We start from the raw sequence: 21,578 nt of genomic DNA on the forward strand, positions 1-21,578 counted from the left end.
CAAGGCATGAGCATGCAGCTCGAGCAGTCGCCCACCACCGGTGACGAAGTCATCACCAATTACACGATCAATTTCGGTCCACAGCATCCCGCTGCGCACGGCGTGCTGCGCATGATCATGGAGCTCGACGGCGAAGTGATCGAGCGGATCGACCCGCACGTCGGCCTGCTCCATCGCGGCACCGAGAAGCTGATCGAACACAAGACCTATTTGCAGGCGCTGCCCTATTTCGACCGGCTCGACTACTGCAGCCCGCTGTGCATGGAGCACAGCTATGTCCTGGCGATCGAGAAGCTGCTCAATCTCGAAGTGCCCGAACGTGCGCAATATTTGCGCGTGCTGTTCGCCGAGCTGACCCGCATCTGCAACCACATGCTCAACATCGGCGCGCATGTGATGGACGTGGGCGCGATGACGCCCAACCTGTGGGTGTTCGAGCTGCGCGAAGACTGCCTCAATTTCTTCGAGTGCGCTTCGGGCGCCCGCATGCACTCGGCATGGTTCCGCCCGGGCGGCGTGCACCAGGACGTACCAGAGAAGCTGCTGGTCGACATCAGCGAGTGGGTCGATACGCGCCTGCCCGAACTGTTCGGCGATGCGATGAGCCTTGTGCTCGACAACCGCATCTTCAAGCAACGCAATGTCGATATTGCCGTGGTCAGCCGCGAAGACGCGCTGGCCTGGGGCTTCAGCGGGCCGATGATCCGCGCTGCCGGTATCCCGTGGGACCTGCGCAAGAGCCAGCCCTACGATGTGTATGACCGGATGGAATTCGACATTCCCGTCGGCACCAATTCGGACTGCTATGACCGCTTCATGGTGCGCGTGAAGGAAGTTTACGAAAGCGCCAAAATCATCAAGCAGTGCCTGGCGGAAATGCCCGAAGGGCCGGTTGCCAGCACAGATGGCAAGGTTTCACCGCCCAAGCGCGGTGAAATGAAGCAGTCGATGGAAGCGCTGATCCACCACTTCAAGCTCTATACCGAGGGCTTCCACGTTCCGGCGGGTGAAGTTTACGTGGCGACGGAAAGCCCCAAGGGCGAATTCGGCGTCTATCTGGTGAGCGACGGCACCAACAAGCCGTATCGCTGCAAGATCCGCCCGACTGCATTCAGCCACCTTCAGGCAATGGATATGATGAGCAAGGGACACATGCTGCCCGACGCGACCGCCATCCTTGGCGCGATCGACGTGGTGTTCGGGGAGTGCGACCGGTAATGGCTGACCGTACTCCCGCACCCGATACGCCCGAACTCCGCGCGCGCTGGGGCTCGTTCGAATGGACGGACGAGAACCGCAAGAAGGCGGAATGGCATATCGCCAAATACCCTGAGGGGCGCCAGCGCTCTGCGGTGATGGCGTTGCTAGACCTTGCCCAGCGCCAAGTTGGCGCCGAGACCGATACGCAGGGCTGGTTGCCGCTGCCGGTGATCGAATATGTCGCCGACTATCTCGACATGCCGGTGATCCGGGTGCTCGAAGTCGCGACCTTCTATTTCATGTATAACATGCAGCCGGTGGGTAAGTACCACGTGCAGGTATGCGGCACGACGCCGTGCATGTTGCGCGGTTCGGACGCTCTGTTCGAAACCTGCAAGAAGCGCGGGATGAGCAAGGGTCATGTTTCGGAAGACGGCCTCTGGACGCTCACCGAAGTCGAATGTATGGGCAATTGCGCGACCGCGCCGATGGTCCAGATTAATGACGACAATTACGAAGACCTGACGCCTGAGCGCCTCGACGCGGTGCTCGACGCGCTGGCCAAGGGCGAGACCCCCAAGGCGGGCACGCAGGAGCCGGGTCGCCATACCAGCGAGCCCAGCGGCGGCCCGACCACTCTGAAAGAGATGGTCAGCGAAAACCATGATTATCGGGGGGACTGGTGATGTCACTCCAGGATAAGGACCGCATCTTCACCAATCTCTACGGCTTCCAGGACTGGGGGCTGAAGGCGGCGCAGGTGCGCGGCGATTGGGACCATACGAAGAAGCTGCTCGAACGCGGGCAGGATGCGATCATTGACGAGATCAAGGCATCGGGCCTGCGCGGGCGGGGCGGGGCAGGCTTCCCCACCGGCCTGAAATGGTCGTTCATGCCCAAGGAATCGCGCGACGGGCGGCCCAGCTTCCTCGTCATCAATGCCGACGAATCCGAACCGGGCTCGTGCAAGGACCGCGAGATCATCCGCCACGATCCGCACAAGCTGATCGAAGGCGCGCTGGTTGCCGGTTATGCGATGCGGGCGCGAGCAGCCTATATCTACATCCGCGGCGAATATATCCGCGAGGCCGAGACACTGCAGGCAGCCATCGACCAGGCTTATGAAGCCGGGTTGATAGGCAAGAACGCCAGCGGATCGGGCTACGATTTCGACGTGTTCATGCATCGCGGTGCAGGCGCCTACATCTGCGGTGAAGAGACCGCGATGATCGAAAGCCTCGAAGGCAAGAAGGGCCAGCCCCGCCTCAAGCCGCCGTTCCCGGCGGGTGCGGGGCTCTATGGCTGCCCGACCACGGTGAACAATGTCGAAAGCATCGCGGTCGTCCCCACGATCCTGCGGCGCGGCGCGACCTGGTTCAGCAGCTTCGGCCGCGACAACAACAAGGGCACCAAGCTGTTCCAGATCAGCGGGCATGTCGAAAAGCCCTGCGTGGTCGAGGAAGCCATGAGCATCCCCTTCCGCGAGCTGATCGAAAAGCATTGCGGCGGCATCACCGGCGGTTGGGACAACCTCCTCGCGGTAATCCCGGGCGGTTCCTCGGTTCCGCTCGTGCCAGCAGAGCAGATCATGGATGCCCCGATGGATTTCGACGGGCTGCGCGATGTCGGCTCGGGCCTTGGCACTGCTGCAGTGATCGTGATGGACAAGTCGACCGACATCGTCCGCGCGATTTCGCGCCTCAGCTATTTCTACAAGCACGAAAGCTGCGGCCAGTGCACTCCTTGCCGTGAAGGCACGGGCTGGATGTGGCGCGTGATGGAGCGACTGCGCACCGGCGACGCGGCAATCGAGGAAATCGACATGCTGCAGCAGGTGACCAAGCAGGTCGAAGGCCACACGATCTGTGCCCTCGGCGATGCGGCAGCTTGGCCGATCCAGGGCCTGATCCGCCACTTCCGCCCCGAGCTTGAGCGCCGGATCAACGAACACAACGCGAAGTTTGCCGAGGCAGCCGAGTAATGCCCAAGGTCATTGTAGACGGACAGGAAATCGAGGTTCCGGAGGGCGCCACCGTCCTCCAGGCCTGCGAACTCGCGGGGAAGGAAATCCCGCGCTTCTGCTATCACGAGCGGCTTAGCATCGCGGGCAATTGCCGCATGTGCCTTGTCGAAGTGAAGCCGGGGCCGCCCAAGCCGCAAGCAAGCTGCGCGCTGCCGACCGCCGAGGGCCAGGAAATCCGCACCGACACCGAAATGGTCAAGAAGGCGCGCGAAGGGGTGATGGAGTTTCTCCTGATCAACCACCCGCTCGATTGCCCGATCTGCGACCAGGGCGGCGAATGCGATTTGCAGGACCAGGCCGTGGCCTATGGCCGTGGCGGTTCGCGCTATCACGAGAACAAGCGCGCGGTCACAGAGAAGTACATGGGCCCGCTGATCAAGACGATCATGACCCGCTGCATCCATTGCACCCGCTGCGTTCGCTTCAGTGAGGAAGTGGCGGGCGTGGATGAGATCGGCGCGCTCTATCGCGGCGAGGACATGCAGATCACCACCTACCTCGAGCAGGCGGCGAAGCATGAGCTTTCGGCCAATGTGATCGACCTGTGCCCGGTGGGGGCGCTGACCAGCCGCCCTTACGCCTTTGAGGCCCGTCCGTGGGAACTCAAGAAGACGCTCAGCATCGACGTTTCCGATGCGGTCGGCGCCAATATCCGGCTCGACAGCCGAGGCCGCCAAGTGATGCGTGCGCTTCCGCGCATCAATGACGACGTCAATGAAGAGTGGATCAGCGACAAGGCGCGTTACCAGGTCGATGGCCTGACCAAGCGCCGGCTCGACAAGGTGTTCATGCGCAAGCGCGGCGGGTTGAAACCTGCAAGCTGGGACGAAGCCTTCACTGCGATCGCCAAGCAATTGAAAGGCAAGAAGTCTTCGATCGCGGCTGTTGCCGGCGACATGCTCGATTGCGAGACCATGTTCGCGGCGAAGGCGCTGCTCAAGGCCTGCGGATCGAACCTGATCGAAGCGCGCCAGACCGGCATGGACTATGATGTGTCGAATTTGGCGGCGATGAACTTCAATTCGACCTTCGCCGGGATCGAAACTGCCGATGCGATCCTGATCGTGGGCAGCCATGTCCGCTGGGAAGCCCCGCTGCTCAATGTTCGCCTTCGCAAGGCGGCAAAGCGCGGTGCGAAGATCTACATCATCGGTCCGGCCTGGGACACGACTTACCACGCAACCTTCCTCGGCAGCGACCTGTCGCTGCTGTCGAACCTGCCGAAGGATCTGGTCGACCATTTCAAGGCGGCTGAGCGCCCGGCGATCATCCTGGGCGGCATGGCGGTGGCCAAGGGCGCGCTGCAGGCAGGGCTTGCAGCGTCCGAGAAGCTCGGCTGCGTCAAGGATGGCTGGAACGGTTTCAACGTCCTCCACTTCTCCGCTGCACGCATGGGATCGCTCATGCTCGGCTTCACGCAGAAGGGCGGGATGAAGGACATTGCGGCCGCCAAGCCCAAGGTGCTGCTGGCACTGGGCGCGGACGAAATGGATTTCGAACCCTATGCCGATGCGCTGAAGGTCTACATCGGCCATCACGGCGACAAGGGCGCACATGCTGCGGACATCGTGCTGCCTGCGGCCAGCTATGCCGAAAAGCATGGCACCTATGTCAATGCTGAAGGACGGGTGCAGTTCGCCGAGAAGGCTGTCTTCGCGCCCGGCGACGCGCGAGAAGACTGGACCATCCTGCGCGCGCTGGCCGATGCGCTGGGCGTTTCGGTCGGTTTCGACAGCTTCGCCGAATTGCGGGCCGCGATGGCCAAGGAAGTGCCCGCGTTGGGCGTGGAAGGGCTGGCCGATTATGGCCCGCTGCCCAAACCCGATCCCAAGGCCAAGGCGGAAGGCGTGATCGAGTTCTACCCGATCAAGGACTTCTACCTGACAAATCCGATCGCCCGCGCCAGCGCGGTGATGCAGCAGTGCTCGGCCGAGCTGCTCCATGGCGACGAGTTGAAGGAGGCCGCAGAGTAATGGCTGTTCCTGTGATCCCCTTGGCGCTGGCAGGTTTCGGCGGTTACGCCGTGTGGCGCGCCTTCCGCGAAGATCGTAGCCACAGGTCGAGCGCCGACAATGGCTGGCGCAACCAGGCTTTCGCCGAAAAGGAAGAAAAGCTGAAGGGCAGGAAGAAGAAATGACCGAATTCTTCCAACAGTGGATGCCCTACGAATGGGCGTGGTTCGTCGCCACGATCAGCGGCATCCTGCTGATTACACTGCCCTTGTTGCTGGCGGTGGCGATGATAATTTACGTCGACCGCAAGGTGCTGGCTGCAGTAATGCTGCGGCGCGGGCCCAATGTGGTCGGCCCATTTGGTCTGCTTCAAAGCTTTGCCGACGGGTTGAAGGTGTTCCTCCAGGAAACGATTGTCCCGGCTGCGTCCAACAAGGGCATCTTCCTGCTCGCACCGATCGTGACCTTCACCGTCGCGCTGGCGGCCTGGGCGGTGATGCCGTTCGACGCGCAGATGGTGCTGGCGGATATCAATGTCGGCCTGCTCTACATCCTCGCGATCAGCTCGCTAGGCGTTTACGGCGTGGTAATGGCGGGTTGGGCTTCCAACTCGAAATACCCATTCTTCTCCGCGATGCGCGCCGCCGCGCAGATGATCAGCTATGAAGTCTCGATCGGCTTCATCCTTGTCTGCGTGGTGCTCTGGGCGGGCACGTTCAACCTCAACGGCATTATCGAAGCGCAGCAGGGCCACGGGCTCGGTTTCGTCAACGGGTTCTTCTTCAACCCGCTGCTGTTCCCGATGTGGGTGGTGTTCTTCATCAGCTGCCTCGCGGAAACCGCGCGCGCGCCGTTCGACCTGACCGAAGCGGAATCCGAACTCGTCGCGGGTTTCCAGACCGAATATTCCTCGATGAGCTTCGCGCTGTTCTGGCTGGGTGAATACGCCAACATCCTGCTGATGTGCATGCTCAATGCGGTGCTGTTCTTCGGCGGATGGCTGCCGCCGGTCGACTGGGCGCCGCTTTACGCGGTGCCGGGGATCGTCTGGCTGCTGCTCAAGACCTTTGTGTTCTTCTTCATGTTCAGCTGGATCTGGGCGACGGTTCCGCGCTTCCGCTATGACCAGCTGATGCGGCTTGGCTGGAAGGTTTTCCTGCCGATGAGTCTGATCTTCGTCGCCGTTATTTCGGGCTATCTCATGGCCACAGGGCATTTCGCATGAGCACCGTCGCGCATCTCATAAAGTCGTTCACGCTGTGGGAATTCCTGAAGGCCCACGCGCTGACGCTGAAGTACTTCTTCAAGCCGAAGGCGACGATCAACTATCCCTTCGAGAAGAACCCGCTGAGCCCGCGCTTCCGGGGCGAGCATGCGTTGCGTCGCTATCCCAATGGCGAAGAGCGCTGCATTGCCTGCAAGCTGTGCGAAGCGATCTGCCCGGCCCAGGCGATTACGATCGAGGCCGAACCGCGCGAGGACGGCAGCCGCCGCACCACGCGTTACGACATCGACATGACGAAGTGCATCTATTGCGGCTTCTGCCAGGAAGCCTGCCCGGTGGATGCGATCGTCGAGGGTCCGAACTTCGAATACGCCACCGAAACGCGCGAAGAGCTTCTCTACGACAAGGCGAAACTGCTCGCCAACGGGGACAAGTGGGAACGTGCGATTGCCGCCAATCTTGAGGCCGATGCGCCCTATCGCTAGGCGGCGCCGGAACGGGAAACAGGGATCATGATCCAAACCTTATCCTTCTACCTGTTTGCAGGTCTGATGATCGCCAGCGCGTTGCTGGTGATCACGGCACGCAACCCGGTGCACTCGGTGCTGTGGCTGATCCTGGCCTTTTTTAACGCCGCTGGCCTGATGGTGCTGGTGGGCGCCGAATTCATCGCGATGCTGCTGGTGATCGTCTATGTCGGCGCCGTCGCGGTGCTGTTCCTGTTCGTGGTGATGATGCTCAACATCGATTTCGCCGCAATGCGCGCCGGTTTCGTCAAGAACTTCCCGCTCGGGCTGCTGATTGCTTTGATCCTGTTCCTCGAACTCTTCGTGGGCCTCGTCGCAACGAACGCCGGCGGGATCGATCTGGGCACGCCCGATGGCAGCGCGGCGCAGCCGCTGGGCGCGAGCAATATCGAAGCGATCGGCGCGCTGCTCTATGGCCGTTATATCTTCCTGTTCGAAGTGGCCGGCATCATCCTGCTGGTGGCGATGATCGGAGCGATCGCGCTGACGCACCGCCAGCTCCCCGATGGCACGCGCGCACGGCAGGATATCGGCAAGCAAATCCGCCGCCGTCCGGAAGACGCCACCATCATGAAACAGCCCGAAGTGGGGCAGGGGGTCGAGCTGTGATTGGTATCGAACATTACATCACCGTCAGCGCGATCCTGTTCGTGCTGGGCGTGTTGGGGATTTTCCTCAATCGCAAGAACGTGATCGTGATCTTGATGGCGGTCGAACTGATCCTGCTGTCGGTGAACATCAATCTTGTCGCCTTCAGCGCCTTCATGAACGACCTCGTGGGCCAGGTGTTCGCGATGTTCGTGCTGACCGTCGCTGCGGCAGAGGCCGCGATCGGGTTGGCGATCCTCGTGATCTATTTCCGTAACCGCGGCACCATTGCCGTCGACGACGCCACGCAGATGAAGGGATAATCGCAGGTGCAATCGATCCTTCTCATCGTTTTCCTGCCTTTGCTCGCGGCAATCGTCGCGGGGTTGGGCAACCGCATGCTTGGCAATACGGTCAGCAAGTCGATCACGACTGGAGCGCTGTTCGCTTCCTGTGCGCTGAGCTGGCCAATCTTCATCGGCTTCCTCACCGGAAGTGCCGAAGCGACCGTCGTACCGGTCCTCAAATGGGTTGAGAGCGGCACACTCACCTTCGACTGGGCGCTGCGCGTCGACACGCTTACGGCCGTGATGCTGGTGGTGATCACCAGCGTTTCCGCTCTCGTGCACCTCTATTCATGGGGGTACATGGAGGAAGACCCGGACCAGCCGCGCTTCTTCGCTTATCTCTCGCTGTTCACCTTCGCCATGCTGATGCTGGTGACGGCGGACAACCTCGTCCAGATGTTCTTCGGATGGGAAGGCGTGGGCCTGGCCAGCTATTTGCTGATCGGCTTCTGGTTCAAGAAGCCCAGCGCCAATGCCGCAGCGATCAAGGCCTTCGTGGTCAACCGTGTCGGCGACCTTGGCTTCATGCTGGGCATTTTCGGCACCTATCTGGTATTCCAGACGACTTCGATCCCGGAAATCCTTGCCGCGGCGCCGGGCATGACCGGATCGACCATCGGTTTCCTTGGCTACCGCATGCACACGATGGATATTTTGTGCATCCTGCTGTTCATCGGCGCGATGGGCAAATCGGCGCAACTCGGCCTCCACACCTGGTTGCCCGATGCGATGGAAGGCCCGACCCCGGTTTCCGCACTGATCCATGCCGCGACCATGGTGACCGCGGGCGTGTTCATGGTTTGCCGCCTGTCGCCCATGTTCGAGGCTGCGCCAGTCGCGCTCGGTTTCGTGGTGTTCATCGGTGCTGCCACCTGCTTCTTCGCCGCAACGATCGGCACCACGCAGTGGGATATCAAGCGCGTCATCGCTTATTCGACCTGTTCGCAGCTGGGCTACATGTTCTTCGCGGCGGGCGTCGGCGCTTATGGCGCGGCGATGTTTCACCTGTTCACGCATGCCTTCTTCAAGGCTCTGCTGTTCCTTGGTGCCGGATCGGTGATCCATGCGATGCATCACGAGCAGGACATGCGCTATTACGGCGGCCTGCGTAAGCACATCCCGTTCACCTTCTGGGCGATGATGGCAGGCACGCTGGCAATCACCGGTGTAGGCGTTCTTGGCGTGTTCGGTTTCGCGGGCTTCTATTCGAAGGACGCAATCCTCGAGGCGGCATTTGCGCGCGGCACCGGCATGGCCAACTTCGCATTCTGGGCCGGTGCGGGTGCGGCGCTGCTCACCAGCTTCTATAGCTGGCGACTGGTGTTCCTCACATTCTACGGCAAGCCGCGCTGGATCGAGAGCGAACACATCCAGCACACCGTCCACAAGACTCCGGAGCAGGCGGGCGAAGACACCACAGGTGGCTACCATCCGCATGAAAGCCCGCTGTCGATGCTGGTGCCGCTGGGAGCGTTGACTGTAGGCGCGATCTTCGCCGGTTTCGTCTTCAAGGGGGCGTTCATCGACGGCGAGGACTTCTGGGCCGGGTCGATCTATTACAACGCGAACTTGATCCATGCGCTTCATGGCGTGCCGCTGTGGGTGAAGCTGACGGCCACCATCGTGATGTTGCTGGGCTTCGTCACGGCCTGGTGGGCCTACATCAGGAACACGTCGATCCCGGGCAAGTTCGTCGAGCAATTCCGCGTCGTGCACCAGTTCGTGTACAACAAGTGGTACTTCGACGAGCTCTACAACTTCCTCTTCGTCAAACCGGCCTTCTGGCTGGGCCGCATCTTCTGGCAGATGGGCGATGTCGGCACGATCGACCGGTTCGGACCGAACGGCGCTGCCTGGCTTGTGCAGCAGGGCGCCGTTGTCGCGAAGAAGGTGCAGTCCGGATATCTCTATAGCTACGCGCTGATCATGCTGTTGGGCTTGGTCGCCGCGATTACTTGGGTTCTCTTCTGATGGACGGGTTTCCGATCCTTTCCGTGATGCTGCTGGTCCCGCTGGTTGCGGGTATCGCCTGCTTCTTCCTTGAAGCGCAGGCGGCGCGGATGACCGCGCTGGTGGCGACGCTCGCCAATCTCGCATTGGGCGTGGTGCTGTGGGTCAATTACGAGATCGGCGGCGCCCAGTGGCAGTTCGTCGAAACGGCACCTCTGTTCGCGGGCTTCAGCTATGCGCTGGGGATCGACGGGATCGCGCTGATGCTGATCATGCTCAGCGTGTTCCTGATGCCGATCTGTATCCTCGCCAGTTGGGAAGCGATCACCAAGCGCGTCGGCGAATACATGGCTGCCTTCCTGATCATGGAAGTGCTGATGATCGGCGTGTTCGCCGCGCAGGACCTGTTCCTGTTCTACATCTTCTTCGAAGCCGGCCTCATTCCTATGTACCTGATCATTGGCGTGTGGGGCGGGGACAACCGCATTTACGCGAGCTACAAGTTCTTCCTCTACACGCTGCTCGGCTCGGTCCTGATGCTGATCGCCATGTTCTGGATGGTCAACACCGCAGGCACTTCGGACATCCCGACACTGATGCAGTATGACTTCCCGGCCGGGGCGCAAACCTGGCTGTGGCTTGCCTTCTTCGCCAGCTTCGCGGTGAAGATGCCGATGTGGCCGGTGCATACCTGGCTGCCTGACGCGCACGTGCAGGCGCCCACTGCCGGTTCGGTGATCCTTGCCGGCGTGCTGTTGAAGCTCGGCGGCTACGGCTTCATCCGCTTCAGCCTGCCGATGTTCCCGGAAGCGAGCGCGCAGCTGGCCTGGCTGGTGTTCGGCCTCTCGATCGTCGCCGTGATCTACACTTCGCTCGTCGCGCTGGTTCAGCACGATATGAAGAAGCTGATCGCCTATTCGTCGGTTGCGCACATGGCGATCGTCACCGCCGGCCTGTTCGCCTTCAACGTGCAGGGCCTTGAAGGCGCAATGATGGTGATGCTGGGCCACGGGCTCGTTTCGGGCGCGCTGTTCCTGTGCGTGGGCGTGATTTACGACCGGTTGCATACGCGCGAGATCGACCGCTACGGCGGCCTCTCGATCAACATGCCCTATTACGCGCTGTTCTTCATGCTGTTCACCATGGCGAGCGTGGGCCTGCCGGGCACCAGCAACTTCATTGGCGAATTCCTAGCGCTGGCGGGTATCTACAAGGTGTCGACTTGGGTGGCTCTGGCCTGCACGACCGGCATCATCCTGGGCGCGGCTTACATGCTCTATCTCTATCGCCGCGTGGCCTTTGGCGAGCAGAAGAACGCCGATGCCGCCGCTATGCTCGATCTCGACAAGCGCGAATGGGCGATGCTCGCTCCGATTGCGGCCGCAGTGCTGTGGATGGGCGTCTACCCCGAAAGCTTCCTTGCCCCGATGCGGCAGGACATCGCATCGCTCGAAGCGCGGATCGCGCGTGCTGCGCCGGCGGGTGACAGCCAGCTGGTTGTCGGCGTGCCGACCGGTCACATTGCCAATGAAATGCCGCATGAAGGCGGGGAAGCTGGGGAGGGAGCCCACTAATGGACTTTGCAGCCTCCTTTGCGCTGATCGCGCCTGAACTCGTCCTCACCGGCACAGGCCTGGTTCTGCTGCTCGTTGCCGCGTGGGGTGGTGACAGGCGTGCACAGCTGGTCACTTACCTCGCTTGCATCGGCCTGTTTGGTGCGGGCGTACTGTTGGTCCCGACGCTCCATGACGGGCTGGTTGGCCCGGCCACTTCTGCCTTTGGCGATTTGTTCCGCGCCGATGCCTATGCCGGCTTCGCCAAGGCGCTGATCTATCTCGGCGCAATCGGCTGCCTGCTCGTCGCGCCCGCCTATTTCGACCGGCTCAAGGCGATGCGCGCCGAATATCCGGTGCTGGTGGTCTTCGCTTCGCTGGGCATGAGCATCATGGTCTCCGCGGGCGACTTGATCACGCTCTATGTCGGGCTCGAGCTTAACAGCCTCGCGGCCTATGTCCTGGCATCCATCCTCCGCAATGACGACAAATCGGCCGAAGCGGGCCTGAAGTATTTCGTGCTTGGCGCGCTCGCCAGCGGCATCCTGCTTTACGGGATGAGCCTGCTTTACGGCTTCACCGGCAGCACCAGCTTCGTTGGCGTGGCAGCGGCAATCTCGGGTGAACTTTCGACCGGGGCCCTGTTCGGCATCGTCTTCGTGTTGGCAGGGCTGGCATTCAAGATCTCTGCCGTCCCGTTCCACATGTGGACCCCGGACGTTTACGAAGGCGCGCCAACTCCGGTGAGCGCCTTCTTCGCCACGGCTCCCAAGGTGGCCGCAGTTGCGCTGATCGCGCGGGTCGCGCTGGAGGTGTTTGGCAGCCAGGTCGATGCCTGGCGCCAGATCGTGATCTTCCTTGCGCTCGCTTCGATCGTTGTGGGTGCACTCGGCGCGATCGGGCAGGACAACATCAAGCGCCTGCTCGCCTTCTCCTCGATCAACAATGTTGGCTTCATCCTCATCGGGCTTGCCGCGGCAACCGCGCAGGGTGCCAGCGCGATGCTGGTCTACCTGTGGATCTACATGGCGATGTCGCTCGGCAGCTTCGTAGCGGTGCTGATGCTCAAGGATGCAGAGGGCGCACCGGTGGAAAGCATTTCCAGCATGTCCGGCATGGTGCGCGAACAGCCGCTGCTGTCATGGTGCCTGTTCTTCCTGATGCTGAGCCTGGCTGGTATCCCGCCGCTGTTCGGCTTCTGGGGCAAGTTCGTGGTGTTCCAGGCCGCGGTGGAAGCCGACATGATCGTGCTCGCCGCGCTCGGCATTGCCGCCAGCGTGATCGGCGCCTTCTACTACCTCAAGGTGTGCAAGGTGATCATGTTCGACGAATCCAAGGGCGTCGTAACGGGCAAGAGCAATGCCAGCCATTGGGCGGTGCTTGGCATCACCTCGTTGATCATTTCGCCGCTCGGCTACCTGCTCACGCCTTCGCTGGGCGATCTTGCTGACAAGGCTGCCAGCGCACTGTTCCTCGGCGTGTGATCACCTTCGTAGAGCAGACCGGCTCCACCAATGCTGACTTGCTTTCGCGCCTCGGCGCAGGAGAGCATGTGCGGGAAGGCGATTGGCTTGTTGCACAGCGGCAAGTCGCGGGACGCGGACGGCAAGGCCGCCAGTGGTTTGACGGGGCGGGCAATTTCATGGGCTCGACCGTCGTCAGGCCGGGACCGGGCGACCCGCCTGCGCATTCGCTGGCGCTGGCGACCGGTCTCGCGGTCTATGAGGCCGTTCTGCCGCTTTGCCCTGATCCCTCTGCATTGATGCTCAAATGGCCCAATGACGTGCTGCTTGGTGGAGCCAAGCTTGCGGGCATTCTGCTCGAAGCTACGGGGGGGGCGGTCGTCGTGGGCATAGGAGTGAATTTGCGCGCTGCGCCGCAATTGCCCGATCGCAGGACAATCGCCCTGGCTGACGTCACGACCCCTCCGGCGCCCGCCGACTTTGCTGAGCGGCTTGCTGCGGCATTCGAGGCTGAAATCGTCCGCTGGCGCAGCCACGGGCTCGAATTGCTGTTGCGCCGCTGGCAGGCCGCTGCACACCGGCCCGGAACACCGCTGAAGGTTCACGATGCGAGCGGAGAAGCGCTGGCGGGTGAATTTGCCGGGCTCGACGCGAGCGGCGCCTTGCTGTTGCGCCGTGCCGATGGCAAGACGCAGGCCGTCCACGCCGGTGATGTGGTAATCGAATAGGGGAAGCAGGATGCTGCTCGCAGTCGATGTTGGAAACACAAATGTGGTCTTCGCCCTGTTTGACGGCGGCGAGATTAAGGCGCGCTGGCGCATAGCTACCGATCCCCGGCGGACCGGCGATGAGTATGCAGTGTGGTTGCTCCAGCTCTTGGCGATCGAAGGTGTCGAAAAGAGCCGGATCAAGCAGATCATCATTGGATCGGTAGTCCCGCGCGCGATCCACAACATCAGCGTGCTGGCTGAGAAGTACTTCGGAGTCACGCCCCTGATTGCCGGGCAAGGCGATGCGGACTGGGGCATCGCCGTTGACGTCGACGAGCCGCGCTCGCTTGGCGCAGACCGCGCGCTCAACGCCATTGCCGCGCATGAGAAGTATGGCGGCGACCTGATCGTGGTAGATTTCGGCACCGCGACTACGTTCGACGCGGTGGATTTTACGGGTGCCTACAAGGGCGGGATCATCGCTCCCGGGATCAATCTGTCGCTCGATGCATTGGTGAACAACACGGCCAAGTTGCCGCGCATCGCCATCAGGAACCCGGGCAACAACAACGTGATCGGCCGCAACACCGAAGACCAGATGCTGATCGGAGTGTTCTGGGGCTATGTCGCCATGATGGAGGGCCTTATCGCCCGCATGCGCGAGCAAATCGGACGCCCTGCAAAGGTTGTCGCAACCGGCGGCCTCGCAATCCTGTTCGACGAGCACACCGGCATTTTCGACGCGGTCGACGCCGATTTGACGCTCGAAGGGCTCGCGATCCTTGCCGCGCGGGCAGGGGCCTGAGCCGGACCATTCGATGAAGAAAAATTTCAGTCCCGAGGACGAATTGCTTTTCCTTGCCCTCGGTGGATCGGGCGAGATTGGCATGAACGTCAATCTCTACGGTTGCCAGGGCAAGTGGATGATGGTCGATCTGGGGATGACGTTCTCGGGCGACCAATATCCCGGGATCGAGCTGGTCTTCGCCGATCTCGAGTTCATCGAGGAGCGCGCCAAGGACCTGCTCGGCATCGTGCTGACGCATGCGCATGAGGATCATATCGGCGCAGTGCCGTATTTCGCGGCCGAATTGGGCGTTCCGCTTTACGCCACGCCGTTCACCGCCGACCTCGTCCAGCACAAGCTGGAAGAGGCAGGGCTGGCCGACAGCGTCGACCTGTATGTGATCGAGGACGACCATGGCACCCTCAACCTCGGCCCGTTCACAGTCACCTATGTTCCGCTCGCGCATTCGATCGCGGAAGGGAATGCGCTGCTGATCGAGACGCCTTACGGGCGCGTGTTCCACACAGGCGACTGGAAGCTCGACGAGGAGCCGATCATCGGGGAGCCGACCACGGAGGAAGAACTGGTCGCCATGGGTGACGATGGGATCCTCGCGCTCGTGTGCGATTCGACCAATGTCTTCAATCCCAACCCCAGCGGCTCCGAAGGTGCAGTGTATCGCGGGTTGATGGAAGAGGTTGCGCGACACGCCGGAAAGCGCGTGCTGGTGACAACCTTCGCCTCCAACGTAGCTCGCCTTCAGACCTTGGGAGATGTCGCGCGCGAGACGGGGCGCCAGCTTTGCGTGGCCGGGCGTTCGCTCGATCGCATCATCGAAGTCGCGCAAGCTACCGGCTATTTGCAGGACTTCCCCGAAACGGTCGATTTCGACACTGCGATGAGCCTGCCGCGGGGGGAAGTGCTTATCCTCGCCACTGGCGGGCAGGGCGAGCCGCGGGCCGCGCTTGCGCGGATTGCGGACGAGAACCATCCGATCGAGCTGGTTTCGGGGGACGTGGTTCTGTTCTCGAGCCGCCAGATACCGGGCAATGAGCTTGCCATCGGGCGAGTACAGAACCAGCTGGCCCAGCGCGGGATCGTGATGGTGACTGACCGGCAGAGTGCAATCCACGTATCTGGCCATCCCGGGCGCCCCGAACTCGAAGCGCTCTATGGCTGGCTGCGGCCGCAATTGCTTGTGCCGGTGCATGGCGAGATGCGGCATATGCACGAGCAGGCGCGGCTTGGTCGAAAATGCGGCATCCCCGCGGCGGTCGTGCAAGGCAATGGCGACATCGTGCGCCTCGCGCCGGGGGCGCCGGGCAAGCTGGCCGAGGTGCGGGCAGGGCGGCTAGTCCTCGACGGCGATATCATCGCGCCGGCCGATGGCGAGGCAGTCACCATGCGCCGCCGGATCGCGCGTGACGGGCTGGTGATCGTTGTGCTGGATAGCGCGCTTGAGCCGACGGTGGAGGCTGTCGGTCTCCCCCTCGATGAAGATATGCCGAATTTCCTCGAAGAAGCCGCAGAAGATATCCGCAAGGCAATCAGCGCTCTCCGCGGCAAGGTGGCGCGCGATACGGCGACGGTGCACGAGACTGCGCGGCTTGCCGCGCGGCGTGCGGCGCAGCGCTGGTCCGGCAAGCGACCACAGGTGAGGGTGATCATGCTGGGGATCGAACAATGATGGCGTGGACGTCGATCCTGGCCATTTACGCCCTGTTCTGGGTGATGACGGCCTTTGTCATGCTGCCTTTTGGCGTGAAGACGCATGATGAAGCCGGGTTGGAGAAGATCCCGGGACAGGCCGACAGTGCACCAGCTAACTTCCGGCCGGGGCGGCACGCGATGCGCGCCACCTTTGTTGCTGCCCTGCTGACCGGGCTTTACGTGCTCAATTACCAGTATGGCTGGATCACAGCCGAAGACATCGATTTCTTCCCGGCACCACCCAGCGCGGAGCAGAGCAAGCCTTAACCTTCGGTCCCGGGCCTTTACCCTCAGTCGCGCAGTCGTTCGATCGCTTGCGCCAGTGCGACATAGAGCTTGCCCATGTCGGAGCTGAGCAAGGTGACGCCCAGCGCATTGCCGTCCCGCGTCGAGAGGACGCTGCGCAGCATACTCTCGAAATCATGGATGTAGCGGCTGACGTGTTCGCGGAAGGCTTGGTCGGACTCGTAAAGCTCCATGATCTCGCGCGCTTCGCTATTGTCGACCAGCCGCACAGCACGGCGCGTGAAGATACCGCGATCACCCTTGAGGTAAGACGCCCATGCGGTGTCCGCCACATCGGCTGAAAGCGCCTTGGCGATATCGATCGCATTGGAATTGAGGCTCTCGGTGATGAGCGCCATTCGCCGGGCGAAATCATTGTCGACCTGTTCCTGCGCAAGTTCGCGTGCGCGCACCACACGCTGTTCAAGGTTGGCCGCCAGTTCGTTCACCTTGGCGAGCTGGTCGCGCAGATTGGCCGCGATGTCCTTGCCGGCAGTCGAGGCGCGCAGGGAAGCTTCCTCAAGTCGCTCGACTGCGGCGGCACCTTCCGCCTGAAGCGAACGCTCGATCGCGGCAGAGGCACGAGCACCGATCTGCTCCGCAACTTCCGCCAGTTTTTCGTCAGAACCGCTTTCGAGTGCGGCAAAGGCGTGCCGCGCGGCCTCTTCCAGCTGGACGATGGCCTTGCGCAAGTCTTCGCCGGTGCGGGCAGACACCCGCTCGCTATCTTGCTCAAGCTCTCCCAGTGCATCGCGCAACGCTGCGATCCTCGCCATGCTCTCGTCGGATTGCTTTGCAACGCGTTCGTGCAATGCTCCGACATCCTCGGCAGTCTGGGCGACGTTTTCTCTCGCGGCGATAACGTAGTCGTTTAACCCGCTGCCTCGCTCATGAGCGGCATCGACATTCTCCTTCAAGAGAAGCGCACGCTGCTCGACTTCGCCCAGGCGAGCGGCAGCCTGGTCGATTGCCTTGGGCAGGGCTTCGCGCGTTTCACGAGCGCCCGATTGGATAATCTCTAGTAGCCGGATCCCGCTTTCAGTGAGTTCGGCGAGAGTATTCGCGGTCTCGGTCAGGTCGCTGCGGCTCTGGCCAAGCCGTTCTGCAAGATCGCCCATGCCTGCGCCGAGCGTGGTTTCCGTCCGCTGCGATTGCTCCGCAACGGCACTGAGCAAGCCACTGAGTTCCTGTATTTTGGCCGCAACACTCGAACCATGCGCGACAAGCTGTTCCAGCTGGGCAGCCTGCGCTTCGTTGCGCTCGGCCAGCATCTCGTCGAGTTCGGTCAGGCGCTGGGCCAGCACCTCGCTTGCCTGCGCCTCCCGCGTATCGAACTCGTCCTGGCGGCGCGCGACAGCTTCTGCAAACCTGGCATCGCGCGCCGCGATCTGGGCATCGAGATGTTCGGTTTCCTGCGCGAATGTTTCCAGGCGACGCCTTCCGGCAGCAACGGCATGCAGGTCTAGCTGGTCGATTCGCGCGACCACCTCGGCAATATCCTTGTATAACCGCTGCTTATGCTCATCGAGGCCCGCAATGGCATTTTCCTGCGCATCATTGAGCGACGCGGTAACCTTCGCAGCTTCATCGGCCAGGGTCTGAACCTGGGCCTTGAGTGCTGACAGCCCGTTCTCGGCATCCAACGCCAATTGCTCGCCAAGCGCACCGATCGATGTGCGAAACTCGTCGGCCCGGTGCCGCATGGCAGCCAGGGCATCGACCTCGCGACCATCCAGTTCGACCCTGAATTCCTCGCTCTTTTCGGCCATCAGCGCGAAGCGGCTTTCAGTTACCTGCTCGATCTGGGTGAGCTGGCCTTCGAAGCGCCCAATGGTGGCTTCGATTTGTTCGCTGAGCGCGTTGACCTGCCGCCCGCTTGCCTTGCCAAAGTCATTGAGTCGCTCGAACCCGACAACCAGCTTTTCCAGCTGCTCTTGCGCAGCGCGACCGGTCTGGCCGATCTGGTTAGATACGTCGCGTGCGGAATTGGCAATAACAGGCAAGTCGTCGCGCAATTTCCCTATGTTTGCCAGCGCTGTATCGCTGACACTTGCGATCGCTTCCACCTGAGCGCCGTTGTTCTTGATGAGCGATTGCAGGGTACTGGCGTGGGTGGATAGCCGTTCGGATGCAATCCTGCCGAGCGATTCGAGTTCGCGCGACTGGCTCCCAAGGAACTCGCGAGCGAGCGAGAGCTCGCGGTTTACCACGGCAAGGCGATCTTCGAGCTCGCGCGATTCCTGCCGCAGGAGGTTGGCTGCATCCCCAAACCGCGCCGCTTCGCGGCGGCTCAGTCGCATCGAGAGCAGCCAGAGGGTGGCGATGAGCAAGACCGGAACCGACCAGTCAACGATCAGGGGAACCCAGCCTTGCGGACTAGGCAGGGCGAGCAACTGATCTTGGAACGCCCAACCGTAGAAGCCAGTCCAGCCGGCTATCGCAAGCACGGCGGAAACGGGCACGATCCAGTCGTACCAGCGCCGACGCATGGTGGGTTCAGGCTCTTCTTCGACCCACTCCTCCTGCAGGATGATCGGTTCATCCGAGACATGCTCGATTGCTTGCTCAGGCGCGTTCTGCGCCGCTTCTGGGCCAATGGCCCGGATATGGGATCCCCCGGTCATGCAGGGAATCTAGCCGATTCTGCGAAAGGATAAACCCCGCTTTAACCCTTGATGGCCTATCCGCGATCCCATGGCTTATGAAAGCGGTTCTCTTGATGCCACATTGGCAGCGGCTGCGGGGCAGGACCTTGCCCTGATGGCGGAGCTACGCTCGGCACTTGTCGATAGTGCCGAACGCCAGCTCGACTTGCTGCGGCGCGCGCGCTGCGACGGGAATTGGCAAGTTGCGGCCATGCGCCTGAAGGGGCTTGCCGCGAGCTTTCATGCAGAGGAACTGCTGGAGGCGGCAGAAGCCGCGTTGAATGCTGTGCCCGGTGAACCCGGAGCCGTGCGGGAAATAGAGCAGGCGATCGCACGGCTCGGTTGGCGCGCGCCAGCGCAGGCCTGATCCAACGAAAAACTGCGGCTTGGCAGCGCGGTTGCGCTCCGCCTATGGATGATCAACCGGAATTGGGGGATCAGCTGCTTTGCGCACCGCATTGCTATCGACACTCGAATTGACCCAGGGCGGGCGGCCGCGCGCCTTCCAGCGCCTCGGCGGACGCTTCCTCCTCTCATGGCAGGTAGATCTTGCGCGCGACCTTGGATGCTCGCGGATCGTGTGCCTGGCCGATGGGGAGAGCGAGCAACTCGACGAAGTTCGCGAACAGGTCGAGGGTTTCGGGCTCGATTTCCAGATGGTTCGCGGCCCGCTGCCACTGGTTGGCTTGCTGACGGCAGACCAGGAACTGGTTGTGATTGCCGATGGGCTGGTCGCGGATCGCGAACTTGTTCGTGAACTCATGGGGCAGGGGCGCGGGGTGGTTGCCTTGCCTGACGATGTGGGAATCGAGGCTGGATTTGAACGCATAGATGCCAGCCATGCATGGGGTGGCATCATCGTGACCCGTGCCAATATCGCCCAGCAACTGGCTGATATGCCGCCAGATAGCGATACAATCTCCTTGCTTCTTCGCCTGGCCTTGCAGGCAGGCACGCGGCTCATTCCCCTAGATGAGGAGGCGCTCGAAAGCGGGGATTGGCTGCTGGTGCGAGAACGCGCGGCACTGGCCCAGCGAGAAGAGACCTTGCTCGATCGCAGCGTGGAGCAGGTGTCATGGAGCGCACCCGGCCTTGCGCTAAGCCGGAGGCTGGCGCGCGCGCTTGCGCCCGATGGGTTGGAGCGCGGGGGCACGATCGCCATGGTGTTGGGTGCGCTCGGCCTTGTTGGCGCGATCGCATCCGCCAGCTATGACTATGCCTTCCCTGCTGTTGCGAGCTTCCTTGCGGGCAGCTTCGCCTTTGCATCCGGCGAGGCGCTTGCCGGGCTGAAATCCCGCTTGCGCGGGACTGGCGGTGCGGCGAGCAGGGCGCGGCTCCTGCATAACCTGCTCGACCTCGCGCTGCTGGCGGTGCTTACCCTTCCGGCCACGGCCTACAACGCATTGGAACGCGTGTTCCTGCCGCTGATGCTGATAGGCCTGCTACGGCTAGCTGCGACATTGGCTCCGGCCCGCGGGGAGAATGCCTGGCGCGACCGAACGAGCGTCGCGTTTGTCCTTCTGGTTTCCGCCTGGTTCGGTTCGCTTGAGCAGACAATGGCCGCCCTTTGCGTGGCTACGCTTGGCTTCTGCCTGTTTTTCCGTCGGAAATCGCAGATAACGCTGGCTTAACCATGCCGCGCTATAAGCAGGCGATGAAAGAGGCTGTGATGGACCCACAGGATCAGATGCGGGCGGGCGACGCCTTGCGCCAGGAGCTGGCGCGAGGCGATGTTGCGTTGTCCGGCGTCGCACCCGTGTTGAGCCATTTGCTGGCCTCTCCCGGACAGGCGCTGGTGAGCGAGGATGTGCTGGCCCGTATGCGGGGCATGCTGGGAGATCTTGCTCGCCAAGTGATTGCCGCGCATGCCGAATTTGGAGAAAAGGACTGCCATCTCGGGCATGGGATGCAGGCCGAATTGGCCGCGCGACTGGCCGCGAGCGGCATCGTTGTGAGCCATTGCTACGCCATTGCGATGGAAAGCCAGTTGGGTGAGCGGCTCGAACAAGGCGGCTCGATTGACCAGGTCCTAACTCCGCTTTTGCAGGAGTTGATCGCATCTCCAGACGAATCGACCGCAGAACTGGCGATGGCGACGATGAGCGCACAGGCGCGCTTCGTGCAGGCGCAGCGGCGGATGGACATGCCGCTGGGCGAGTTGCCATCCGAATTGTTCCTGGAAGTGCTGGCGCTTGGCCGGAAGGTCTGCGCCGCTTCGGAGCCCGGAGCTTATGACAGGGCGGAGCAGGTGTTGCGCGCCAGTTATGACGAAAGCGTGAGCCGCCTTGGCCTGCTTACACGGCTCATCGGGGGGCTTTCAGGCGGGATTCGCGCTGCGCTTGACCTTGAACACGCAGGGCTCGCTCTGTTTGCCACTGCGCTGGCGCGTACGTCGCGCCAGGCGCGCGAACTGGCGATCCTGTCATGCCACGAGCGCCAGTTGGTCCGCTTGGCGCTCGCTTTGCGCAGCGGAGGGCTGAAGTCCGAGGAAATTGCACGGCAGTTCGTGGTAATTCATCGCGATCTGGCGGTGCCGCAAGGCATCGTAGACGTTGCCCCCGAAGAGGCCGTGGCGCTGCTAAAGGGGGCCGCTGCCGGACGCGGCAGCTGAAG

General features: G+C 62.1%; 20 protein-coding genes. 19 read left to right on the forward strand and 1 reads right to left on the reverse strand.

All coding sequences use genetic code 11. The annotated features are described in order from the left end of the window. Positions 1–6: 6 nt before the first annotated feature. From VRS74_RS01365 to VRS74_RS01440, 16 genes are read left to right on the forward strand one after another with little or no spacing between them, the layout of a single operon-like run. Positions 7–1,218, forward strand: coding sequence for an NADH-quinone oxidoreductase subunit D (locus VRS74_RS01365; RefSeq protein ID WP_354143440.1), 1,212 nt, complete (start codon positions 7–9; stop codon positions 1,216–1,218). Continuing rightward, positions 1,218–1,886, forward strand: coding sequence for an NADH-quinone oxidoreductase subunit NuoE (gene nuoE, locus VRS74_RS01370; protein WP_354143441.1), 669 nt, complete (start codon positions 1,218–1,220; stop codon positions 1,884–1,886). Before VRS74_RS01365 ends, nuoE begins: the two co-directional genes overlap by 1 nt. Then, positions 1,886–3,181, forward strand: a complete 1,296-nt coding sequence (gene nuoF, locus VRS74_RS01375) for an NADH-quinone oxidoreductase subunit NuoF (protein ID WP_354143442.1) — start codon at positions 1,886–1,888, stop codon at positions 3,179–3,181. The genes nuoE and nuoF overlap by 1 nt, the downstream gene beginning before the upstream one ends. Next, the gene (gene nuoG, locus VRS74_RS01380) at positions 3,181–5,196 is read left to right on the forward strand and encodes an NADH-quinone oxidoreductase subunit NuoG (protein ID WP_354143443.1); all 2,016 of its coding nucleotides are present in this window, start codon (positions 3,181–3,183) and stop codon (positions 5,194–5,196) included. The genes nuoF and nuoG overlap by 1 nt, the downstream gene beginning before the upstream one ends. After that, positions 5,196–5,360: a hypothetical protein gene (locus VRS74_RS01385; protein ID WP_354143444.1), complete on the forward strand. Its 165-nt coding sequence runs from the start codon at positions 5,196–5,198 to the stop codon at positions 5,358–5,360. Before nuoG ends, VRS74_RS01385 begins: the two co-directional genes overlap by 1 nt. Further along, a complete protein-coding gene (gene nuoH, locus VRS74_RS01390; protein WP_354143445.1) occupies positions 5,357–6,400 on the forward strand; it encodes an NADH-quinone oxidoreductase subunit NuoH in 1,044 nt (347 codons plus the stop codon). The genes VRS74_RS01385 and nuoH overlap by 4 nt, the downstream gene beginning before the upstream one ends. After that, positions 6,397–6,885 carry an NADH-quinone oxidoreductase subunit NuoI gene (gene nuoI / locus VRS74_RS01395; protein WP_354143446.1) on the forward strand — a complete coding sequence of 163 codons (489 nt, stop codon included), beginning with the start codon at positions 6,397–6,399 and terminating at the stop codon, positions 6,883–6,885. Before nuoH ends, nuoI begins: the two co-directional genes overlap by 4 nt. 27 nt (positions 6,886–6,912) lie before the next feature. Further along, on the forward strand, positions 6,913–7,536 hold the full coding sequence (locus tag VRS74_RS01400) for an NADH-quinone oxidoreductase subunit J (RefSeq protein ID WP_354143447.1): 624 nt from the start codon (positions 6,913–6,915) through the stop codon (positions 7,534–7,536). Next, positions 7,533–7,838, forward strand: a complete 306-nt coding sequence (nuoK, locus tag VRS74_RS01405) for an NADH-quinone oxidoreductase subunit NuoK (protein ID WP_354143448.1) — start codon at positions 7,533–7,535, stop codon at positions 7,836–7,838. The genes VRS74_RS01400 and nuoK overlap by 4 nt, the downstream gene beginning before the upstream one ends. Positions 7,839–7,844: 6 nt before the next feature. After that, on the forward strand, positions 7,845–9,833 hold the full coding sequence (gene nuoL, locus VRS74_RS01410) for an NADH-quinone oxidoreductase subunit L (protein ID WP_354143449.1): 1,989 nt from the start codon (positions 7,845–7,847) through the stop codon (positions 9,831–9,833). Beyond that, positions 9,833–11,386 carry an NADH-quinone oxidoreductase subunit M gene (locus tag VRS74_RS01415; RefSeq protein WP_354143450.1) on the forward strand — a complete coding sequence of 518 codons (1,554 nt, stop codon included), beginning with the start codon at positions 9,833–9,835 and terminating at the stop codon, positions 11,384–11,386. The genes nuoL and VRS74_RS01415 overlap by 1 nt, the downstream gene beginning before the upstream one ends. Beyond that, positions 11,386–12,849: an NADH-quinone oxidoreductase subunit NuoN gene (nuoN, locus tag VRS74_RS01420; RefSeq protein ID WP_354143451.1), complete on the forward strand. Its 1,464-nt coding sequence runs from the start codon at positions 11,386–11,388 to the stop codon at positions 12,847–12,849. Before VRS74_RS01415 ends, nuoN begins: the two co-directional genes overlap by 1 nt. Continuing rightward, positions 12,846–13,556: a biotin--[acetyl-CoA-carboxylase] ligase gene (locus VRS74_RS01425; protein WP_354143452.1), complete on the forward strand. Its 711-nt coding sequence runs from the start codon at positions 12,846–12,848 to the stop codon at positions 13,554–13,556. The genes nuoN and VRS74_RS01425 overlap by 4 nt, the downstream gene beginning before the upstream one ends. A 10-nt stretch (positions 13,557–13,566) precedes the next feature. Further along, positions 13,567–14,343, forward strand: a complete 777-nt coding sequence (locus VRS74_RS01430) for a type III pantothenate kinase (protein WP_354143453.1) — start codon at positions 13,567–13,569, stop codon at positions 14,341–14,343. A 13-nt stretch (positions 14,344–14,356) separates the two neighbouring features. Continuing rightward, positions 14,357–16,012 carry a ribonuclease J gene (locus VRS74_RS01435; protein ID WP_354143454.1) on the forward strand — a complete coding sequence of 552 codons (1,656 nt, stop codon included), beginning with the start codon at positions 14,357–14,359 and terminating at the stop codon, positions 16,010–16,012. After that, positions 16,012–16,302, forward strand: coding sequence for a DUF1467 family protein (locus VRS74_RS01440; RefSeq protein ID WP_354143553.1), 291 nt, complete (start codon positions 16,012–16,014; stop codon positions 16,300–16,302). The genes VRS74_RS01435 and VRS74_RS01440 overlap by 1 nt, the downstream gene beginning before the upstream one ends. Before the next feature lie 23 nt (positions 16,303–16,325). Here the strand turns inward: VRS74_RS01440 and VRS74_RS01445 are convergent, their stop codons facing one another. Next, positions 16,326–18,944 (reverse strand): coiled-coil domain-containing protein, encoded by a 2,619-nt coding sequence (locus VRS74_RS01445; RefSeq protein WP_354143455.1) that lies wholly within the window; start codon positions 18,942–18,944, stop codon positions 16,326–16,328. Between the two features lie 70 nt (positions 18,945–19,014). On the opposite strand from VRS74_RS01445, the gene VRS74_RS01450 reads away from it, so the two are divergent. From VRS74_RS01450 to VRS74_RS01460, 3 genes are all read left to right on the forward strand, one after another. Then, positions 19,015–19,332 (forward strand): Hpt domain-containing protein, encoded by a 318-nt coding sequence (locus VRS74_RS01450; protein ID WP_354143456.1) that lies wholly within the window; start codon positions 19,015–19,017, stop codon positions 19,330–19,332. A gap of 91 nt (positions 19,333–19,423) precedes the next feature. After that, positions 19,424–20,596, forward strand: a complete 1,173-nt coding sequence (locus tag VRS74_RS01455; protein WP_354143457.1) for a hypothetical protein — start codon at positions 19,424–19,426, stop codon at positions 20,594–20,596. A gap of 2 nt (positions 20,597–20,598) precedes the next feature. Next, positions 20,599–21,576 (forward strand): hypothetical protein, encoded by a 978-nt coding sequence (locus VRS74_RS01460; RefSeq protein ID WP_354143458.1) that lies wholly within the window; start codon positions 20,599–20,601, stop codon positions 21,574–21,576. Positions 21,577–21,578: the final 2 nt, after the last annotated feature.

It is taken from the genome of Altererythrobacter litoralis (genome assembly GCF_036324225.1).
Taxonomy (GTDB): Bacteria; Pseudomonadota; Alphaproteobacteria; order Sphingomonadales; family Sphingomonadaceae; genus Erythrobacter; species Erythrobacter litoralis_A.

What these genes read in the sequence shown, in the direction of transcription:
- VRS74_RS01365 (WP_354143440.1), top strand. Translation starts at nt 7, where the DNA reads ATGAGCATGCAGCTCGAGCAGTCGCCCACCACCGGTGACGAAGTCATC.
- nuoE (WP_354143441.1), top strand. Translation starts at nt 1,218, where the DNA reads ATGGCTGACCGTACTCCCGCACCCGATACGCCCGAACTCCGCGCGCGC.
- nuoF (WP_354143442.1), top strand. Translation starts at nt 1,886, where the DNA reads ATGTCACTCCAGGATAAGGACCGCATCTTCACCAATCTCTACGGCTTC.
- nuoG (WP_354143443.1), top strand. Translation starts at nt 3,181, where the DNA reads ATGCCCAAGGTCATTGTAGACGGACAGGAAATCGAGGTTCCGGAGGGC.
- VRS74_RS01385 (WP_354143444.1), top strand. Translation starts at nt 5,196, where the DNA reads ATGGCTGTTCCTGTGATCCCCTTGGCGCTGGCAGGTTTCGGCGGTTAC.
- nuoH (WP_354143445.1), top strand. Translation starts at nt 5,357, where the DNA reads ATGACCGAATTCTTCCAACAGTGGATGCCCTACGAATGGGCGTGGTTC.
- nuoI (WP_354143446.1), top strand. Translation starts at nt 6,397, where the DNA reads ATGAGCACCGTCGCGCATCTCATAAAGTCGTTCACGCTGTGGGAATTC.
- VRS74_RS01400 (WP_354143447.1), top strand. Translation starts at nt 6,913, where the DNA reads ATGATCCAAACCTTATCCTTCTACCTGTTTGCAGGTCTGATGATCGCC.
- VRS74_RS01415 (WP_354143450.1), top strand. Translation starts at nt 9,833, where the DNA reads ATGGACGGGTTTCCGATCCTTTCCGTGATGCTGCTGGTCCCGCTGGTT.
- nuoN (WP_354143451.1), top strand. Translation starts at nt 11,386, where the DNA reads ATGGACTTTGCAGCCTCCTTTGCGCTGATCGCGCCTGAACTCGTCCTC.
- VRS74_RS01430 (WP_354143453.1), top strand. Translation starts at nt 13,567, where the DNA reads ATGCTGCTCGCAGTCGATGTTGGAAACACAAATGTGGTCTTCGCCCTG.
- VRS74_RS01435 (WP_354143454.1), top strand. Translation starts at nt 14,357, where the DNA reads ATGAAGAAAAATTTCAGTCCCGAGGACGAATTGCTTTTCCTTGCCCTC.
- VRS74_RS01440 (WP_354143553.1), top strand. Translation starts at nt 16,012, where the DNA reads ATGGCGTGGACGTCGATCCTGGCCATTTACGCCCTGTTCTGGGTGATG.
- VRS74_RS01445 (WP_354143455.1), bottom strand. Translation starts at nt 18,944, where the DNA reads ATGACCGGGGGATCCCATATCCGGGCCATTGGCCCAGAAGCGGCGCAG.
- VRS74_RS01450 (WP_354143456.1), top strand. Translation starts at nt 19,015, where the DNA reads ATGGCTTATGAAAGCGGTTCTCTTGATGCCACATTGGCAGCGGCTGCG.
- VRS74_RS01460 (WP_354143458.1), top strand. Translation starts at nt 20,599, where the DNA reads ATGCCGCGCTATAAGCAGGCGATGAAAGAGGCTGTGATGGACCCACAG.